The sequence below is a fragment of the Streptomyces sp. NPDC059861 genome, assembly GCF_042731435.1.
Classification (GTDB): domain Bacteria; phylum Actinomycetota; class Actinomycetes; order Streptomycetales; family Streptomycetaceae; genus Streptomyces.
The window spans coordinates 87,128-101,656 of record NZ_JBHWJQ010000032.1 but is presented as its reverse complement, the minus strand read 5'-3'; the positions used below and the strand labels follow the sequence as shown (position 1 = coordinate 101,656).

Annotated in this window: 16 protein-coding genes; 8 read left to right on the top strand and 8 right to left on the bottom strand. The window is 72.1% G+C overall.

What is annotated here, in order from left to right:
* Window positions 1-305: biotin carboxylase N-terminal domain-containing protein (locus tag ACFV6X_RS25840; RefSeq protein WP_385387213.1), on the bottom strand; the 305-nt coding region annotated here is incomplete at its 3' end.
* A 387-nt stretch (window positions 306-692) separates the two neighbouring features.
* On the opposite strand from ACFV6X_RS25840, the gene ACFV6X_RS25835 reads away from it, so the two are divergent.
* Complete coding sequence (locus ACFV6X_RS25835; RefSeq protein ID WP_385387211.1) at window positions 693-1,211, top strand: hypothetical protein; 519 nt, start codon at window positions 693-695, stop codon at window positions 1,209-1,211.
* Here ACFV6X_RS25835 and ACFV6X_RS25830 read toward each other — a convergent pair.
* Window positions 1,180-1,800: a Maf family protein gene (locus tag ACFV6X_RS25830; RefSeq protein ID WP_385387210.1), complete on the bottom strand. Its 621-nt coding sequence runs from the start codon at window positions 1,798-1,800 to the stop codon at window positions 1,180-1,182. The genes ACFV6X_RS25835 and ACFV6X_RS25830 overlap by 32 nt on opposite strands.
* Before the next feature lie 31 nt (window positions 1,801-1,831).
* A complete protein-coding gene (mmpB, locus tag ACFV6X_RS25825) occupies window positions 1,832-1,960 on the bottom strand; it encodes a morphogenic membrane protein MmpB (protein ID WP_351849390.1) in 129 nt (42 codons plus the stop codon).
* A 120-nt stretch (window positions 1,961-2,080) separates the two neighbouring features.
* Between mmpB and ACFV6X_RS25820 the strand changes: the two genes are divergently transcribed.
* Window positions 2,081-3,223, top strand: coding sequence for an SGNH/GDSL hydrolase family protein (locus ACFV6X_RS25820; RefSeq protein ID WP_385387208.1), 1,143 nt, complete (start codon window positions 2,081-2,083; stop codon window positions 3,221-3,223).
* On the opposite strand, the gene ACFV6X_RS25815 is transcribed toward ACFV6X_RS25820, so the two are convergent.
* Both ACFV6X_RS25815 and ACFV6X_RS25810 read right to left on the bottom strand, forming a co-directional pair.
* Complete coding sequence (locus ACFV6X_RS25815; RefSeq protein WP_385387207.1) at window positions 3,208-3,417, bottom strand: acyl-CoA carboxylase epsilon subunit; 210 nt, start codon at window positions 3,415-3,417, stop codon at window positions 3,208-3,210. The two genes, ACFV6X_RS25820 and ACFV6X_RS25815, sit on opposite strands and share 16 nt — an antisense overlap.
* A gap of 25 nt (window positions 3,418-3,442) precedes the next feature.
* Complete coding sequence (locus ACFV6X_RS25810) at window positions 3,443-5,044, bottom strand: acyl-CoA carboxylase subunit beta (RefSeq protein WP_385387205.1); 1,602 nt, start codon at window positions 5,042-5,044, stop codon at window positions 3,443-3,445.
* Between the two features lie 110 nt (window positions 5,045-5,154).
* Between ACFV6X_RS25810 and ACFV6X_RS25805 the strand changes: the two genes are divergently transcribed.
* Both ACFV6X_RS25805 and ACFV6X_RS25800 read left to right on the top strand, forming a co-directional pair.
* On the top strand, window positions 5,155-6,018 hold the full coding sequence (locus ACFV6X_RS25805) for a biotin--[acetyl-CoA-carboxylase] ligase (protein WP_385387204.1): 864 nt from the start codon (window positions 5,155-5,157) through the stop codon (window positions 6,016-6,018).
* Window positions 6,019-6,110: 92 nt separating this feature from the next.
* Window positions 6,111-7,217, top strand: coding sequence for an adenylate/guanylate cyclase domain-containing protein (locus tag ACFV6X_RS25800; protein WP_385387202.1), 1,107 nt, complete (start codon window positions 6,111-6,113; stop codon window positions 7,215-7,217).
* Window positions 7,218-7,230: 13 nt separating this feature from the next.
* Here ACFV6X_RS25800 and ACFV6X_RS25795 read toward each other — a convergent pair whose 3' ends face one another.
* Complete coding sequence (locus tag ACFV6X_RS25795) at window positions 7,231-7,818, bottom strand: hypothetical protein (RefSeq protein ID WP_385387201.1); 588 nt, start codon at window positions 7,816-7,818, stop codon at window positions 7,231-7,233.
* Window positions 7,819-8,800: 982 nt separating this feature from the next.
* Here ACFV6X_RS25795 and ACFV6X_RS25790 point away from each other — a divergent pair.
* From ACFV6X_RS25790 to hutH, 3 genes are all read left to right on the top strand, one after another.
* Window positions 8,801-9,601: an enoyl-CoA hydratase/isomerase family protein gene (locus tag ACFV6X_RS25790; protein WP_385387199.1), complete on the top strand. Its 801-nt coding sequence runs from the start codon at window positions 8,801-8,803 to the stop codon at window positions 9,599-9,601.
* 151 nt (window positions 9,602-9,752) lie between these two features.
* Window positions 9,753-10,895 carry a diguanylate cyclase domain-containing protein gene (locus tag ACFV6X_RS25785; protein ID WP_385387197.1) on the top strand — a complete coding sequence of 381 codons (1,143 nt, stop codon included), beginning with the start codon at window positions 9,753-9,755 and terminating at the stop codon, window positions 10,893-10,895.
* A gap of 117 nt (window positions 10,896-11,012) precedes the next feature.
* Window positions 11,013-12,551: a histidine ammonia-lyase gene (gene hutH / locus ACFV6X_RS25780; protein ID WP_385387225.1), complete on the top strand. Its 1,539-nt coding sequence runs from the start codon at window positions 11,013-11,015 to the stop codon at window positions 12,549-12,551.
* 81 nt (window positions 12,552-12,632) lie between these two features.
* On the opposite strand, the gene ACFV6X_RS25775 is transcribed toward hutH, so the two are convergent.
* Window positions 12,633-13,439: a hypothetical protein gene (locus ACFV6X_RS25775; protein WP_385387195.1), complete on the bottom strand. Its 807-nt coding sequence runs from the start codon at window positions 13,437-13,439 to the stop codon at window positions 12,633-12,635.
* Window positions 13,440-13,494: 55 nt separating this feature from the next.
* Window positions 13,495-13,851, bottom strand: coding sequence for an LPXTG cell wall anchor domain-containing protein (locus tag ACFV6X_RS25770; protein WP_385387193.1), 357 nt, complete (start codon window positions 13,849-13,851; stop codon window positions 13,495-13,497).
* A gap of 109 nt (window positions 13,852-13,960) precedes the next feature.
* Here ACFV6X_RS25770 and ACFV6X_RS25765 point away from each other — a divergent pair, with 109 nt between their 5' ends.
* The gene (locus ACFV6X_RS25765) at window positions 13,961-14,305 is read left to right on the top strand and encodes a hypothetical protein (protein WP_385387191.1); all 345 of its coding nucleotides are present in this window, start codon (window positions 13,961-13,963) and stop codon (window positions 14,303-14,305) included.
* Window positions 14,306-14,529 lie beyond the last annotated feature (224 nt).

The following is a 14,529-nucleotide window of genomic DNA, read 5'->3' as shown; positions in this document are numbered from 1 at the left end:
ATCCAGATCAGACCGGCATCCAGCACGGCCTGCGCGAACTCGGCGTTCTCCGACAGAAAGCCGTAACCCGGATGGATGGCGTCCGCCCCCGACTCTCGGGCGGCGTTCAGGACCTTGCCGATGTCGAGGTAGCTGGTGGCGGGGGTGTCACCACCCAGGGCGAACGCCTCATCCGCGGCGCGGACATGCAGAGCGTCGCGGTCCGGTTCGGCGTAGACGGCCACGCTCGCGATCCCGGCGTCCCGGCAGGCCCGGGCCACGCGGACAGCGATTTCGCCACGGTTGGCGATGAGCACCTTGCGCACGATAGAGGCTCCCTCCTTGAAACAAGCCGAGTTTAGGGACTGCCGACACGGCACTTCGACCCGTCCCCAGTGGTGAGCTTGCCCACACGGAGCGTGATGCGAGGCTTGCTCGACCCGCGAAATCCCTTGTCGCAGCACGGTACGCAGGATTCCTCCGGGAAACCCTAGCCCTCTCATGTGGTCAAGGTCTCTGTGAGAGCGTGCTGCGCCCCACTCCGATTCTTTGTGGAGTCCCTACGAATGGCCCAATGATTCTTTGCCCGCGGCGGAACCCTTGTCCCGCGGTTTACCCGTTAGTAGCGTGCGCGATGTACTCGGACGTACTCGGACGTACTCGGGGTAACGGCCCCCTGTGGCGGTACGGCGGTCGAAAGTGGGTGGGGACCGGTGGTGCGCAGGCCGGTGGCGTGGATCGTGGCGCTCGTGCTCGTCGTCGAAGGATTCGGTATCGCGGCGCTTCAGTGGATCATGGGCATGATGGTCGACAACCAGGACATGTCCCTGGCGGGGCTCGACCCGGACGTGATGTCCCTGTCCTCGAAGATCGGCGGCGTGGCCTTCGGGCTCTACTTCGCCCTGTGCGGCGTGATCGCCCTCCTGGTCGCCGCGCGCGACCGCGCCCCGGCCGGCCTCGGGCGTGTCCTGCTGATCAGCGCGGCCGTGGTGCACGGCGTGCTGGGGGCGGTCGCCTGGGGGCTGGTGGGCTCGGACGCGTTCCTGTTCTTGATGGTGGTGATGGGCCTCCTCGTGCTGCTCCTGATGACGTACGACGGTCAGGAGCGGCCCGCGTCCGGGAAGGCCGGTGACGGCGCGGGCGGCACGGACGGCGCGGAGGAGTCCCCCGAGGGCGGCTCCCCGATCACCGACGCTCCGGTCAGCCCTCCACCGGCGCCCACAACTCAGTGATCGCGACCCCCAGTTCCGCCAGCAGGCGGCGCACGAGGGGCAGGCTGATCCCGATCACGTTGCCGTGGTCGCCGTCGATGCCGTCGATGAACGGCGCCGAGCGGCCGTCCAGGGTGAAGGCCCCGGCGACGTGGAGGGGCTCGCCGGAGGCGACGTACGCGGCGATCTCCTCGTCGGTGGGGTCACCGAAACGGACGACGGTGGAGGCGGTGGCGGACGCGTAGCGCCCGCTCAGCGTGTCGTAGACGCAGTGGCCCGTCTGGAGCGTCCCGACCCGGCCGCGCATCGCCTTCCAGCGCGCGGTGGCCTCCTCGGCGTCGGCCGGCTTGCCCAGCGCCTCGCCGTCCAGGTCGAGAACCGAGTCGCAGCCGATCACCAGGGCGCCCTTTACCTCGGGCCGGGCGGCCACGACGGAGGCCTTCGCCTCGGCGAGGGCGAGCGCCAGCTCGGCGGGCGTGGGAGCGGTCACGGCGTCCTCGTCGACGCCGCTCACGATCACCTCGGGGGCGAGTCCGGCCTGTCGCAGCAGCCCGAGCCGGGCGGGGGACTGGGAGGCGAGCACGAGTCGGCGGCGCGGCTGATCAGTCATGCGGTCAGCGTATCGGCGTACTCCGGACGGCTCATCCCAGGCCGATCACGATCATCGCGAGGACCATGGCCAGCGCCATGAGAACGCCCAGCCGCCGCAACATCTCCTGCATGTCACGCAGTTCCTTCGGCGGTTCGTTCTCCGGGTCGGACCACAGCATGCCTTCGATCGTGAGTCGGCGATGCCGGGCGGCGCCTGAGTACGCGTACTCAACTTGAATAAACGGGTCTGTGATTCCGTTAGTCTAAGGAAACCGCAGTCCCGTTTGAGAGGTCGCGCCATGTTCACCACCGCCTGGACCGCCTCACCCCAGGTCCCCAGCGAAGGCTTCACCCCCAACTGGTCACGCGAGGGCTTCTGGCGTCAGTCGCTGCGCCAGACCGTCCGGCTCACGGCGGGCGGCGGCCGGCTGCGCGTCCGACTGTCGAACGCCTACGGCACCTCACCCGTGCGGGTCGCGGGCGCGACGGTGGCGCGTACGGCCGCCGGTGCCGCCGTCGAGCCGGGCTCGGTCCGCCGGCTCACCTTCGGGGGCGCGTACGACGCCGGGATACCGGCGCGCGGGCAGCTGCTGAGCGACGCCGTGGAACTGGTGGTGGGCGCGCGGGAGGCGGTCACCGTGACGCTGCACTTCGACGCGGCCACCGGCCCCGCGACCTTCCACGCCCAGGCCTTCACCGCAGCCCACCGGGGCCCCGGCGACCTGCTCGAGGACGCCACGGGTGCGGGCTTCGACGCGATGACCGAGTCCTGGTACTTCCTCGCCGCCGTCGAGGTCGACGCCCGGCGCACCGACGGGATCGCCCTGTTCGGCGACTCCCTGACCGACGGCTTCGGCTCCACCCCCGGCAGCGACCGCCGCTGGTCCGACGCCCTCGCCCGGCGCACCGGACGGCCGGTGATCAACGCGGGGATCGGCGGAAACCTGCTGCTCAACGACTCCGCCTGGTACGGCGAGAGGGGTGTCCGGCGGCTCCGGCGGGACGTCCTCGACCAGCCGGGCGTGGACACGCTGGTCGTGCTGCTGGGGGTGAACGACATCGGCTTCAGCGAGACGGACGAGCAGCCGACGTACCGGCCCGCTCCCGTGCTGGAGGCCGCGGAACTCGTCGCCGGGCACCGGGAGGTGATACGCCAGGCGAGGGGAGCCGGGCTACGGGTGGCCGGCGCGACCCTGGTGCCCTTCGGCGGCTCCGACCACTGGGGCGAGCGCGCGGCCAAGGTGAGCCATGAGCTCAACGAGTGGATCAGATGCTCGGGCGAGTACGACGCGGTGGTGGACCTGCACCGCGTCCTGGCCGACCCGGCGGACCCGGACCGGCTGCACCCGGCGTACGACTTCGGCGATCACCTGCACCCGGACGACGCGGGCTACGAGGTGATGGCCGAAGCCGTCGCGGACGTGCTTCAGGCCGGCCAGTAGGTGCGCGCCCACGCCGTCGGGCCCGCGGGGGGCACGTGCTGGGCGGCGAGGCGGGCCGGATCGGACCAGGAGTCCCGCGGGCGGGGCGCGCCGGGCGGCAGGGCCGACGCCGCCGCGGCGCGGGCGCGGACCACCGCCAGGGCGGCGGCCAGCTCCTCGGGGGTCGGATTGCCCCGTACGACCTTGATCGTCATATCTGCTCCAGCGGCTCGGGGTCGTCTAGAGGGGGATGTTGCCGTGCTTCTTCGGAGGCAGGGATTCCCGCTTGGTGCGCAGTTGACGCAGACCGCGCACGATGTGGCTGCGGGTGTCCGACGGCATGATCACCGCGTCGACGTATCCCCGCTCTGCCGCGACGTAGGGGTTGAGCAGGGCGTCCTCGTACTCCTGGATGAGGCGTGCCCGGGTCTCCTCGACGTCGTCCGCCTCGGCGATGGTGCGGCGGTGCAGGATGTTGACGGCGCCCTGGGCGCCCATCACGGCGATCTGGGCGGTCGGCCAGGCCAGGTTGAGGTCGGCGCCCAGGTGCTTGGATCCCATGACGTCGTACGCGCCGCCGAAGGCCTTGCGCGTGATGACGGTGATCAGCGGGACGGTGGCTTCCGCGTAGGCGAAGATCAGCTTGGCGCCGCGCCGGATGATGCCGTCGTGCTCCTGGTCCACGCCGGGCAGGAAGCCGGGGACGTCGACGAAGGTGATCACCGGGACGTTGAACGCGTCGCAGGTCCGCACGAACCGCGCCGCCTTCTCGCTGGCCGCGATGTCGAGGCAACCCGCGAACTGCATCGGCTGGTTGGCGACCAGGCCGACCGGACGGCCCTCCACGCGGCCGAAGCCGGTGATGATGTTCGGCGCGTACAGCGGCTGTGTCTCGAAGAACTCGGCGTCGTCCAGCACGTGTTCGAGCACCGTGTGCATGTCGTACGGCTGGTTCGCGCTGTCCGGGACCAGCGTGTCCAGCTCGCGGTCCTCGTCGGTGGGGGCGAGGTCCGCCCCCTCCGGGAACGCCGGGGGCTCGCTGAGGTTGTTGGACGGCAGGTACGACAGCAGCTGCTTGACGTACTCGATGGCGTCCTTCTCGTCGCCGGCCATGTGGTGGGCCACGCCCGAGGCGGTGTTGTGGGTGCGGGCGCCACCCAGCTCCTCGAAGCCGACGTCCTCGCCGGTGACGGTCTTGATGACGTCCGGGCCGGTGATGAACATGTGCGAGGTCTGGTCGACCATGATCGTGAAGTCGGTGATCGCGGGCGAGTACACCGCGCCGCCCGCGCAGGGCCCGACGACCAGGCTGATCTGCGGGATCACGCCCGAGGCGTGGGTGTTGCGGCGGAAGATCTCGCCGTACGCCCCCAGGGAGGCCACGCCCTCCTGGATCCGGGCGCCACCGGAGTCGTTGATGCCGATGACCGGGCAGCCGGTCTTCAGCGCGAAGTCCATCACCTTGACGATCTTCTGCCCGTAGACCTCGCCGAGCGCCCCGCCGAAGACGGTGAAGTCCTGCGAGAAGACGGCGACGGGACGGCCGTCGACGGTGCCGTACCCGGTCACCACGCCGTCGCCGTAAGGGCGGTTCTGCTCCAGGCCGAAGTTGGTGGAGCGGTGCCGGGCGAACTCGTCCAACTCCACGAAGGAGTCCTCGTCGAGCAGCAGCGCGATCCGCTCACGCGCCGTCAACTTGCCCTTCGCATGCTGCTTCTCGACGGCGCGAGCGGAGCCGGCGTGCGTCGCTTCCTCGATACGGCGCTGGAGATCCGCGAGCTTGCCCGCGGTCGTGTGGATGTCGATCTCGTGACGCTCTTGACGCTCTTCCGGCTCGGACATCGGGATGCGGCTCCCTGCCTGCTCAAAAGGGGGGACGGTTACTCATCCGTAGCGTAGTGGGGTGCCTATCGATCGGCAGTGCGGCGTTTACCACACCTAGGGTGGCTTGCATGACGCCCCGAGATGCCTCAGACCCGAACAACCGCTGGACCGATCTGGACCGGCCGCCCCTGAACGCCGCGGCCCTGCGCAAGGCACTCGTGCGCGAGGACGGCCTGTGGACCGAGGTGCACGTCGTGCAGCGGACCGGCTCCACCAACTCCGACCTGGTGGCCAGGGCCGCCGAGGGCCGGGCCGCGGAGGGGGCGGTGCTGATCGCCGAGGAGCAGACCGCGGCGCGGGGCCGACTGGACCGCAGGTGGACCGCTCCGCCACGCTCCGGGCTGTTCTTCTCCGTGCTGCTGCGCCCGACGGAGATCCCGGTGGCCCGCTGGGGCTGGCTGCCGCTGCTCACGGGCGTGGCCGTGGCCACGGGCCTGTCCCGGGCGGCCGGGGTCGACACGGCACTCAAGTGGCCCAACGACCTGCTGGTGACGGTCGACGGCGAGGAGCGCAAGGCCGGCGGCATCCTCGCCGAACGGGCGGCGGACGACGGCGTGGTCATCGGCGTGGGCCTCAACGTCACGCTGCGCGAGAAGGAGCTACCGGTGCCGACGGCGGGCTCGCTGGCGCTGGCCGGGGCGGTGAACACGGACCGGGACCCGCTGCTCAGGGCCGTGCTGCGGTCGCTGGAGGAGTGGTACCGGCGGTGGCGGACCGCCGGGGGCGACCCGGTGACCAGTGGCTTGCAGGAGACGTATGCCGCCGGGTGCGCGACGCTGGGGAGGGTGGTCCGCGCCGAACTGCCGGGAGACCGGTCGATCATCGGAGAGGCGGTCGCGGTGGACGGGGACGGACGGCTGGTGCTGGCGACGGAGGAGGGCATGCAGGAGCCGGTCGGCGCCGGTGACATCGTGCACTTGAGGGGGGTATGACCGCAGTGCCGGGAGGAGTGACCTGGGGCACAGCTGACGTAAAGTTGGGGCCGGTCGATACCTGACCGCGGCAGATCGGAAGGGCAGCAGGCGTGACCGTCGACGACACGGGCTCCGGCACGGACCCGCAGGGCGCCGACTCCGGCGAGGACCCGCTCGCCCTGCGGCTCGAAGGGCTCATCCTGGGCGCCGAGCGGCGCTACACACCGTTCCAGGCGGCTCGCAGCGCGGGTGTCTCCATGGAACTGGCCTCCCGCTTCTGGCGCGCCATGGGCTTCGCCGACATAGGCCAGGCCAAGGCGCTCACCGAGGCGGACGTCCTGGCGCTGCGGCGCCTGGCCGGTCTGGTCGAGGCGGGACTGCTCAGCGAGGCGATGGCCGTGCAGGTCGCCCGCTCCACCGGACAGACCACGGCCCGGCTCGCCGAGTGGCAGATCGACTCCTTCCTGGAGGGCCTGACGGAGCCGCCCGAGCCCGGCATGACCCGCACCGAGGTGACCTACCCCCTGGTCGAGCTGCTCCTGCCGGAGCTGGAGGAGTTCCTCGTCTACGTCTGGCGGCGCCAGCTCGCCGCCGCGACCGGACGGGTCGTGCAGGCGGGGGACGACGAGGAGATGGTGGACCGGCGGCTGGCCGTCGGCTTCGCCGACCTGGTCGGATTCACACGGCTGACCCGTCGCCTGGAGGAGGAGGAACTCGGCGAACTCGTCGAGGCCTTCGAGACCACGGCGGCCGACCTGGTGGCCGCGCGGGGCGGCCGGCTGATCAAGACGCTGGGCGACGAGGTGCTGTACGCCGCGGACGACGCGGGTGTCGCTGCCGAGATCGCGCTGCGGCTCATCGAGACCCTGGCGAACGACGAGACGATGCCCGAGCTGCGGGTCGGCATCGCCTTCGGCACGGTGACGACCCGTATGGGTGATGTCTTCGGAACGACGGTGAACCTGGCCTCCCGGTTGACGTCCATAGCGCCACGGGACGCGGTCCTGGTCGACAGCGCGTTCGCCGAGGAGTTGATCCGCAGCGGTGAGGCCCCCGCCTCCGAGGCGGAGGCGGCCGAGGCTGCGGCGGCCGCGGAGAAGGAGGGCGAGGAGCCGCCGACGTACCGCTTCGGGCTCCAGCCGATGTGGCAGCGGCCGGTGCGTGGGCTGGGCGTGGTCGAGCCCTGGCTGCTCACGCGGCGGGACGGCGCGCCGTAGCGGGACTCCCACCTCACCACCCGGCCAGGGGGCCGAGGCACAGGTCGAGGATCGGCACGCAGAGGCTGGGCTTCTCGGGCTGCGGTGCCGGAGCGCTCGGAGTGGGTGTCGGCTCGGGGGCCGGGCCCGTGGTGGGCGGGCGCGGGGACGGGGTGGTGTGGCCGCCGGAGCCGGTCCCTCCGGGGGTCGATGCCGCGTCCGGGGCGTCCGGGGGGTTCGGGGCTTCCGGGATGGTCGTGGCGGTCCCCAGGGCCGGTGCGTGGTCGTGGGTCTGTGACGAGGCGTGCGGGGACCTCGGTGCGGTCGGCGTAGTGCCGTGCGCGTGAGGCGTGCCCGGGCCGTTCAGGGGGCCCGGGGCGGAGGGGCCCGCGGTGCGGGTGCCGGGGGGCACGGTGGCGGAGTCGTTGGCGGCCTGGTCGCTGCTGACCGCCGCGTCGGGGGTGGGTCCGGCCGCCGCGGTTCCGAGGCCGCCGTTCCCGGAGTCCGGCAGCACCAGGCGTACGAGGCCCAGGACACCGGCGGCCAGGACGAGGGCGCCCGCGGCGAGGAGCACCTTGCGGGGGCGCGGCCGACGGTGACGGCCACGGCCGACGGTGGCCAAGGCGCCCTGGAGCGCGGCGCTGGGCGCGTTTGCCGTGCTGGTGCTGGTGCTGGTGCTGGTGCCGGAGGCGCGGGTCCGGGGCGGTGCGGGCGGTGGCTTGCTCGTGCTGCCGTCGGTCGCGTCGATGCCCTGGTTGTTTCGCCGGACGGTTCCCGGGGTCGTCGTGGGGCTGGTGGTTCGGCTGTTTCCGGGGCCGGCGACCGTGGGGCGGGTGGGTCCGCCGGTCTCCCCTGGCGTCGTCGTGGGGCTGGTGGGCTGGCCGCTTCTCGGGGTGCCCGTGGGGCTTTGGGGTTCGCGGCCCGTGGTGGCAGGAGGGCCGGTGGGTCGGCCGTTCGTCGGGTTAACAGTGGGGCCCGTGGTGCGAGTGTTGGCCGGGGTGGCTGTCAGGCCGGCGCGCAGGGCTTTTGCCGGGGTGCTCCCCTGGCCGCCCTGGCCGCTGTCCTTCTGGGTCCTCGCCTGGCCGGCCTTCCGGCTGGTTCCCGGGCGGGCCTCCTGGCTGTTTTCCGGGGCGGCCCTCGGGGTTCTCGCCGGGACGCCTTCCGGGGTGTTCCCCTGGCCGTCCCTTCGGGTGCTCCCTTGGTCGCCCTTCCGGGCGCCTCCCGGGCAGCCTTGCCGGGTGCTCTCTGGGCTGTCCTTTCGAGTGCTCCCCTGGCTGTCCTTCGGGGCGCTGCCCTGGCCGTTCTCCTGGGTGGTGCTTCGCTGGCCGTTCCGTTGGCCGTTCCTCGACGGGATGCCCGTCGGCGTGTCGGTCCTCATGCCGGTCCCTCCCCGATGCGCCGGCGCGCCCCCCGGTGCGCCATGGCGCTCGCACGCTATGCGCTCCTCCGGGAGCGGGGGAGGGAGTCGGGTGGTATGTCACTCGAACGGGGTGTCGGAGGGTGATCGGGGAACCGGGCGCGCGGGAGATCGGCCTTCCCCCGGAGGGGTGCGGCTGGAATGATCGGGCCGAGTCTTGTTAACCCGCGTTAACCGGGAGGGTGTCATGAGCGAGGAGCGGTTCGGGGAGTTCGTGCTGGTGCGGCGGCACGGGGACGGGCACATCGCGGAGCTGGCACTCGACCGGCCCAAGGCCATGAACGCCGTGTCCACGGAGATGGCCAGGTCGATCGCCGGGGCGTGCGCGTCGTTGGGGGCCGACCGGGACGTGCGCGTGGTCGTGGTGACGTCGACGCATGAGCGGGCGTTCTGCGTGGGGGCCGACCTGAAGGAGCGGAACTCGCTGAGTGACGCCGAGCTCGTACGGCAGCGGCCGGTGGCGCGGGGGGCGTACACCGGTGTGCTGGAACTGCCGGTGCCGACGGTGGCGGCGGTGCACGGGTTCGCGCTCGGGGGCGGGTTCGAGCTGGCGCTGTCGTGCGACGTGATCGTGGCGGACGGTACGGCGGTGGTGGGGCTGCCGGAGGTGTCCGTGGGAGTGATTCCCGGGGGCGGCGGTACGCAGCTGCTGCCGCGGCGGGTGGGGGCGGCGAGGGCGGCCGAGCTGATCTTCACCGCGCGGCGGGTCGAGGCGGCCGAGGCGCGTGAGCTGGGGCTGGTGGACGTGCTCGTGGAGGACGGACGGGACCGGGAGGAGGCGCTGGCGCTGGCCTCCCGCATCGCCGCGAACTCCCCGGTGGGCCTGCGCGCGGCCAAGCGGGCCCTGCGCCTCGGGCACGGGCTGGACCTGCCGGCCGGCCTGGAGGTCGAGGACGCGGCGTGGCGGTCGGTGGCGTTCTCGGGGGACCGGGCGGAGGGCGTCGCGGCGTTCAACGAGAAGCGGAAGCCCCAGTGGCCGGGCCAGTGAGGGGCGCTCTCCGGGGCGGGAGGGTGCGCGGCCCCCGCCCGTGGTCGCGCTCCTGCCGCCCGTCACCCCCCGGCTCTCCGCCGTCGTAGTCCCCTCACCCCAGCGCCCCGCAAACATCCCCATTCATCCCGAATCTCCCTAGCCTGGGGAGATGGGTGTGGAGAGCCGGCTCGCGGCTGTGGTGGCGTTGGCGCAGGGGATGGCTGCGGCGCAGTCGGTGCGGGACTCGTGGCGTGCCGCCGCGCTCGGGGCCTGCCGGGCGCTGGACGGGAGTTTCGCCGCGCTCTCGGTGTGGGAGCGGGACCTCGGGCGGTTGCGGGTGCTCGTCAACGTGGGTGAGCGGGTGGAGGACGAGGAGGAGTTCCCGGAGGACGAGACCTACCCGGTGCACCAGTTCGCCGAGATCACCGAGTTCCTGCACGAGCGGTGGGCGGGCGGCGGCGAGCCCGACGCCTGGGTGGAGACCGCCGAGGGGCCCACCGCGGGCCGCGCCGGTTTCTGTCATCAGCGGGTCGCCGCCCTGCGGCGCAGGGGCCGGGGCTGCTGCGTCGTCGCCCCCGTCGTACTGCACGGCCGCGCCTGGGGCGAGCTGTACGTCGCCCGGCCCCTCGGCGTCCCCGTCTTCGACCGCGGCGACGCCGACTTCGCCACGGTACTGGCCGCCGTCGTCGCCGCCGGGATCGCGCAGACCGAGCGGCTGGAGGAGGCCCGGCGGCTCGCGTTCACCGACTCGCTCACCGGCCTCGCCAACCGCCGCGCAGTGGACACGCGCCTGGAGGAGGCCATCGAGCGGCACCGCAGGGACGGGGCCGTGGTGAGCCTGGTCGTCTGCGATCTCAACGGCCTCAAGCGCGTCAACGACACCCGGGGGCACGCCGTCGGTGACCGGCTCCTCGAGCGCTTCGGCTCGGTGCTGTCGCTGTGCGGCGCCATGCTGCCCGGCACCCTCGCCGCCCGCCTCGGCGGCGACGAGTTCTGCCTGCTCGCCGTCGGCCCGCCCGCCGACGAGGTCGTCAAGGTCGCCGACGAGCTGTGCCGCCGCGCCGCCGAACTGGAACTCGGCGACGGTGTCGCCTGCGGCGTCGCCTCCACCGAGGACCCGATCGGCCAGGTCGGCTCGGCCCGCCGCCTGTTCCGGCTCGCGGACGCCGCCCAGTACCGGGCCAAGGGCCTGCGCGCCGCCAAGGCGGTCGTGGCCGGCCGCGAGGGCCCCGACGACCCCGTCGTGCGCCTCGCGGACGCGCCCCCCGAGGGCCCCGCCGGCGAACGCCGCCGCTTCCGTGGCCGCGGTTGAGCCACGCGCGCCCGGGCGGCGTCCGGTGCCGAGCCACGCGCATCGGGCGGTAAGGGTCACATCCCGCCCCCACTCGTGACAGCGTCGAATTCACTGCGTACGCTCCTGAATATGGATATGCACACTGTGGTGGTGGGGACGTCCGGTGTCACCGCGTCCGACGTTCTCGCCGTGGCGCGCGCCGGCGCCCGCGTCGAACTCTCCGGCGAGGCGGTGGCCGCCCTCACCGCGGCCCGCGAGATCGTGGACGCCCTGGCGGCCAAGCCCGACCCGGTCTACGGCGTCTCCACCGGCTTCGGCGCCCTCGCGACCCGGCACATCGGCCAGGAACTGCGCACCCAGCTCCAGCGCAACATCGTCCGCTCGCACGCCGCCGGCATGGGGCCGGCCGTCGAGCGGGAGGTCGTCCGGGCGCTGATGTTCCTTCGGCTGAAGACCGTCTGCTCCGGGCACACCGGTGTGCGCCCCGAGGTCGCGCAGACCATGGCCGACGTACTGAACGCCGGGATCACCCCCGTCGTGCAGGAGTACGGCTCCCTCGGCTGCTCCGGCGACCTCGCGCCCCTGTCCCACTGCGCCCTCACCCTGATGGGCGAAGGGGACGCCGAGGGCCCGGACGGGGTCGTGCGCCCCGCCGCCGAGCTGCTCGCGGCGCACGGCATCGCACCCGTCGAGCTGAGGGAGAAGGAGGGCCTCGCCCTCCTCAACGGCACCGACGGCATGCTCGGCATGCTGCTCATGGCCCTCGCCGACCTCGACACCCTCTACAAGTCCGCCGACGTCACCGCGGCCCTGTCCATGGAGGCCCTGCTCGGCACCGACAAGGTCCTCGCACCCGAACTGCACGCCATCCGTCCGCACCCCGGCCAGGCCGCCAGCGCCGCCAACATGCTGGCCGTGCTGAAGGGTTCCGGCCTGACGGGCCATCACCAGGACGACGCGCCCCGCGTCCAGGACGCCTACTCCGTGCGCTGCGCGCCCCAGGTCGCGGGCGCCGGACGCGACACCCTCGCCCACGCCCGCCTCGTCGCCGACCGCGAACTCGCCTCCGCCGTCGACAACCCCGTCGTACTTCCCGACGGACGGGTCGAGTCCAACGGCAACTTCCACGGCGCGCCGGTCGCCTACGTGCTGGACTTCCTCGCCATCGCCGCAGCCGACCTCGCGTCCATCGCCGAGCGGCGCACCGACCGGCTGCTGGACAAGAACCGCAGCCATGGGCTGCCGCCGTTCCTCGCCGACGACGCCGGGGTGGACAGCGGGCTGATGATCGCCCAGTACACGCAGGCCGCGCTGGTGAGCGAGATGAAGCGGCTCGCCGTACCGGCGTCCGCGGACTCCATCCCGTCCTCCGCGATGCAGGAGGACCACGTGTCCATGGGCTGGTCGGCGGCGCGCAAGCTGCGCACGGCCGTGGGCAACCTGACCCGGGTCATCGCGGTCGAGCTGTACGCCGCCACCCGTGCCGTCGAACTGCGTGAGGGGCTGACCCCGGCGCCGGCCACGCGGGCCGTCATCGACGCCGCACGGGCCGCCGGGGTGGCCGGTCCCGGGCCGGATCGTTTCCTCGCCCCCGACCTGGCGGCGGCCGACGCGTTCGTGCGGGACGGGCGGCTGGTCGAGGCGGTGCAGACGGTCACCGGGCCGTTGCAGTAGCCCGGAGAGACGACGGGGCCCCGCGCAGGCCCGAAGAGACGACGGGGCCCCGGCGTACGTCGGCCGGGGCTCCGCAAGTGGTTACTTGAGCTTGGCGGCCTGGGCCTCGACCACCGTGGCGGGGATCTCGTACTCCTCGCCGGTCAGCAGCGCGCCCATGTTGATCGTGTAGTACGTCGCGAGCGTGCCGCCGTGGCGCACCACCTCGGCGTGCACCGTGCCGGGGGCCTCCTGGCCCTCCATCTCGACGGACGCGGAGAACGCCACCGACTCGTCACCGGTGCCGGAGCCCTTCTCCGTGGCGACCTTGACGACCTTCTGGGCGGTGCCCTTGGTGGTGAGGGTGAAGCCGCCCGCGCAGTCGGCGATCGCGTCGGAGACGGACTTGAAGGTCGCCGCGGTGCCGTCACCGTCGTAGGAGGAGAGTCCGACGGCGGTCATGTTGACGCTCAGGGCGTCCGAGAACGCGTCCTCGAAGTCGCCCTCCGTCATGTCCTCCATGGACTTGGAGGCCGTGTCGGTGGGGGACTTCTTCTCGGTCGCCATGTTGCGGGCGTCCGCGGCCGGTTCGCCCGGAGCGAGACCGCTCATCGCAAAGGCGAGCGGCTCGCACTCCGCCTTGTCGACCTTGACCTCGCTCTGGGAGGCGGGGAGCTGGGCGTCGGGCGCCTTGACCTCGTACCCCTCCACATCGCCCTGGGCGATGATCAGCTTCTTCAACTCGGCGGCGCCGAGGGCCTTCTCGGCCGGGGCGGCCGGAGCGGCCGACGACGAGTCCGACCCCTTGGAGTCGTCCGAACCGCTTTCGGCACAACCCGTGACGAGGGCGAGCGACAGCGCACTCACGGCAACCGTGGCGCACCATCGCGCACCCGATGTTCTGTTCATGATCGGACTATGCGACGCAGGTAAGAGCACGTCAAGCGAACTTCTTGCACCACGCTCAGAGTCCGAGGCGTTCGCGGCGCACCGAGTACACGACGAATCCGGCACCCAGCGTGAGGCAGAGCGCACCGCCGAGGACGTAGGGAGTGCTGTCGAAGCTGCCGGTGTCGGCGAGCCGGGTCCCGCCGGTCCCGGATATCGCCGTCTCCGTCTCCGACTGCGTCCCGGTATCCGTGTCGGTGAGGTCGGCCGGGTCCGCGTCCGTGGTCGTGGCTCTGGCCTGCGTCATCACCGCCATGGCCGGCTCTCTCAGCGGCCCGTCCGATGTCGCGTTGGCGGAGGGGACGAACCACAGGGCCCCCAGCAGGGTGCCCGCGGCGGTGGCGGTCAGCAACGGACGGCGAGCGGATGACACGGAATATCGATCCCCTTGTGACGCTGGCGAATTGGCCGTGTGGGGCGATGCTAGTGAAAGTCGCGGGTCGTGGGAAAGTCGCGGAGGCCCCTGGCCGTACGCTCCGGGCATGAGCACTCCAGAGACAGCAGGTTTTGTACGGCTTCGGGTGGAACTCGTCCTCCAGATCGACGACGCCGAGGCCGTGACCCGGGCGGCACAGCGGCGGATCTCCGAGGACGGCGATATGCCGACCGAGGAGCGGGTACACGCCGAGAGCACTGTGACGGAAGACACCGCGGAGGCACTCGCGTATCTCGTCGATCCGTTCGACCTGGTCAGCGAGGTGCCCGGGATCGAACTCCAGCAGGCCTCCTGGAGCAGCGAGCAGGTGGACTACGACCCTGATTCGCCGGACTGGGACCTCGACGAGGATGATGTGGACGACGACGAAGAAGAAGAGCGGGTCGGTTGACGCGGCTTGGGAAAATCGTGACCCCGGGCGGCAACCACCGCCCGGGGTTCGTTCGTCTCAAGGGGCGCACGGTCCGACACCCGCATCACGGGTCACCGGCCCGGCGGGCGTGGTGTGGCCCACACATCGAAGGAATGTGGAACGGGACGAACCGGTCGTAGCGTTGAAATTGGTTGATGGGGACTCTCGACGGGGACTCTCGGGGTTCTGGGGATTCGGCAACG

Excerpts from the sequence above, each read along its gene's own strand:
- ACFV6X_RS25815 (WP_385387207.1), bottom strand. The coding sequence starts at position 3,417 with ATGACGATCAAGGTCGTACGGGGCAATCCGACCCCCGAGGAGCTGGCC.
- ACFV6X_RS25830 (WP_385387210.1), bottom strand. The coding sequence starts at position 1,800 with ATGACTGATCAGCCGCGCCGCCGACTCGTGCTCGCCTCCCAGTCCCCC.
- ACFV6X_RS25820 (WP_385387208.1), top strand. The coding sequence starts at position 2,081 with ATGTTCACCACCGCCTGGACCGCCTCACCCCAGGTCCCCAGCGAAGGC.
- ACFV6X_RS25790 (WP_385387199.1), top strand. The coding sequence starts at position 8,801 with ATGAGCGAGGAGCGGTTCGGGGAGTTCGTGCTGGTGCGGCGGCACGGG.
- hutH (WP_385387225.1), top strand. The coding sequence starts at position 11,013 with ATGCACACTGTGGTGGTGGGGACGTCCGGTGTCACCGCGTCCGACGTT.
- ACFV6X_RS25765 (WP_385387191.1), top strand. The coding sequence starts at position 13,961 with ATGAGCACTCCAGAGACAGCAGGTTTTGTACGGCTTCGGGTGGAACTC.
- ACFV6X_RS25785 (WP_385387197.1), top strand. The coding sequence starts at position 9,753 with ATGGGTGTGGAGAGCCGGCTCGCGGCTGTGGTGGCGTTGGCGCAGGGG.
- mmpB (WP_351849390.1), bottom strand. The coding sequence starts at position 1,960 with ATGCTGTGGTCCGACCCGGAGAACGAACCGCCGAAGGAACTGCGTGAC.
- ACFV6X_RS25775 (WP_385387195.1), bottom strand. The coding sequence starts at position 13,439 with ATGAACAGAACATCGGGTGCGCGATGGTGCGCCACGGTTGCCGTGAGT.
- ACFV6X_RS25805 (WP_385387204.1), top strand. The coding sequence starts at position 5,155 with ATGACGCCCCGAGATGCCTCAGACCCGAACAACCGCTGGACCGATCTG.
- ACFV6X_RS25810 (WP_385387205.1), bottom strand. The coding sequence starts at position 5,044 with ATGTCCGAGCCGGAAGAGCGTCAAGAGCGTCACGAGATCGACATCCAC.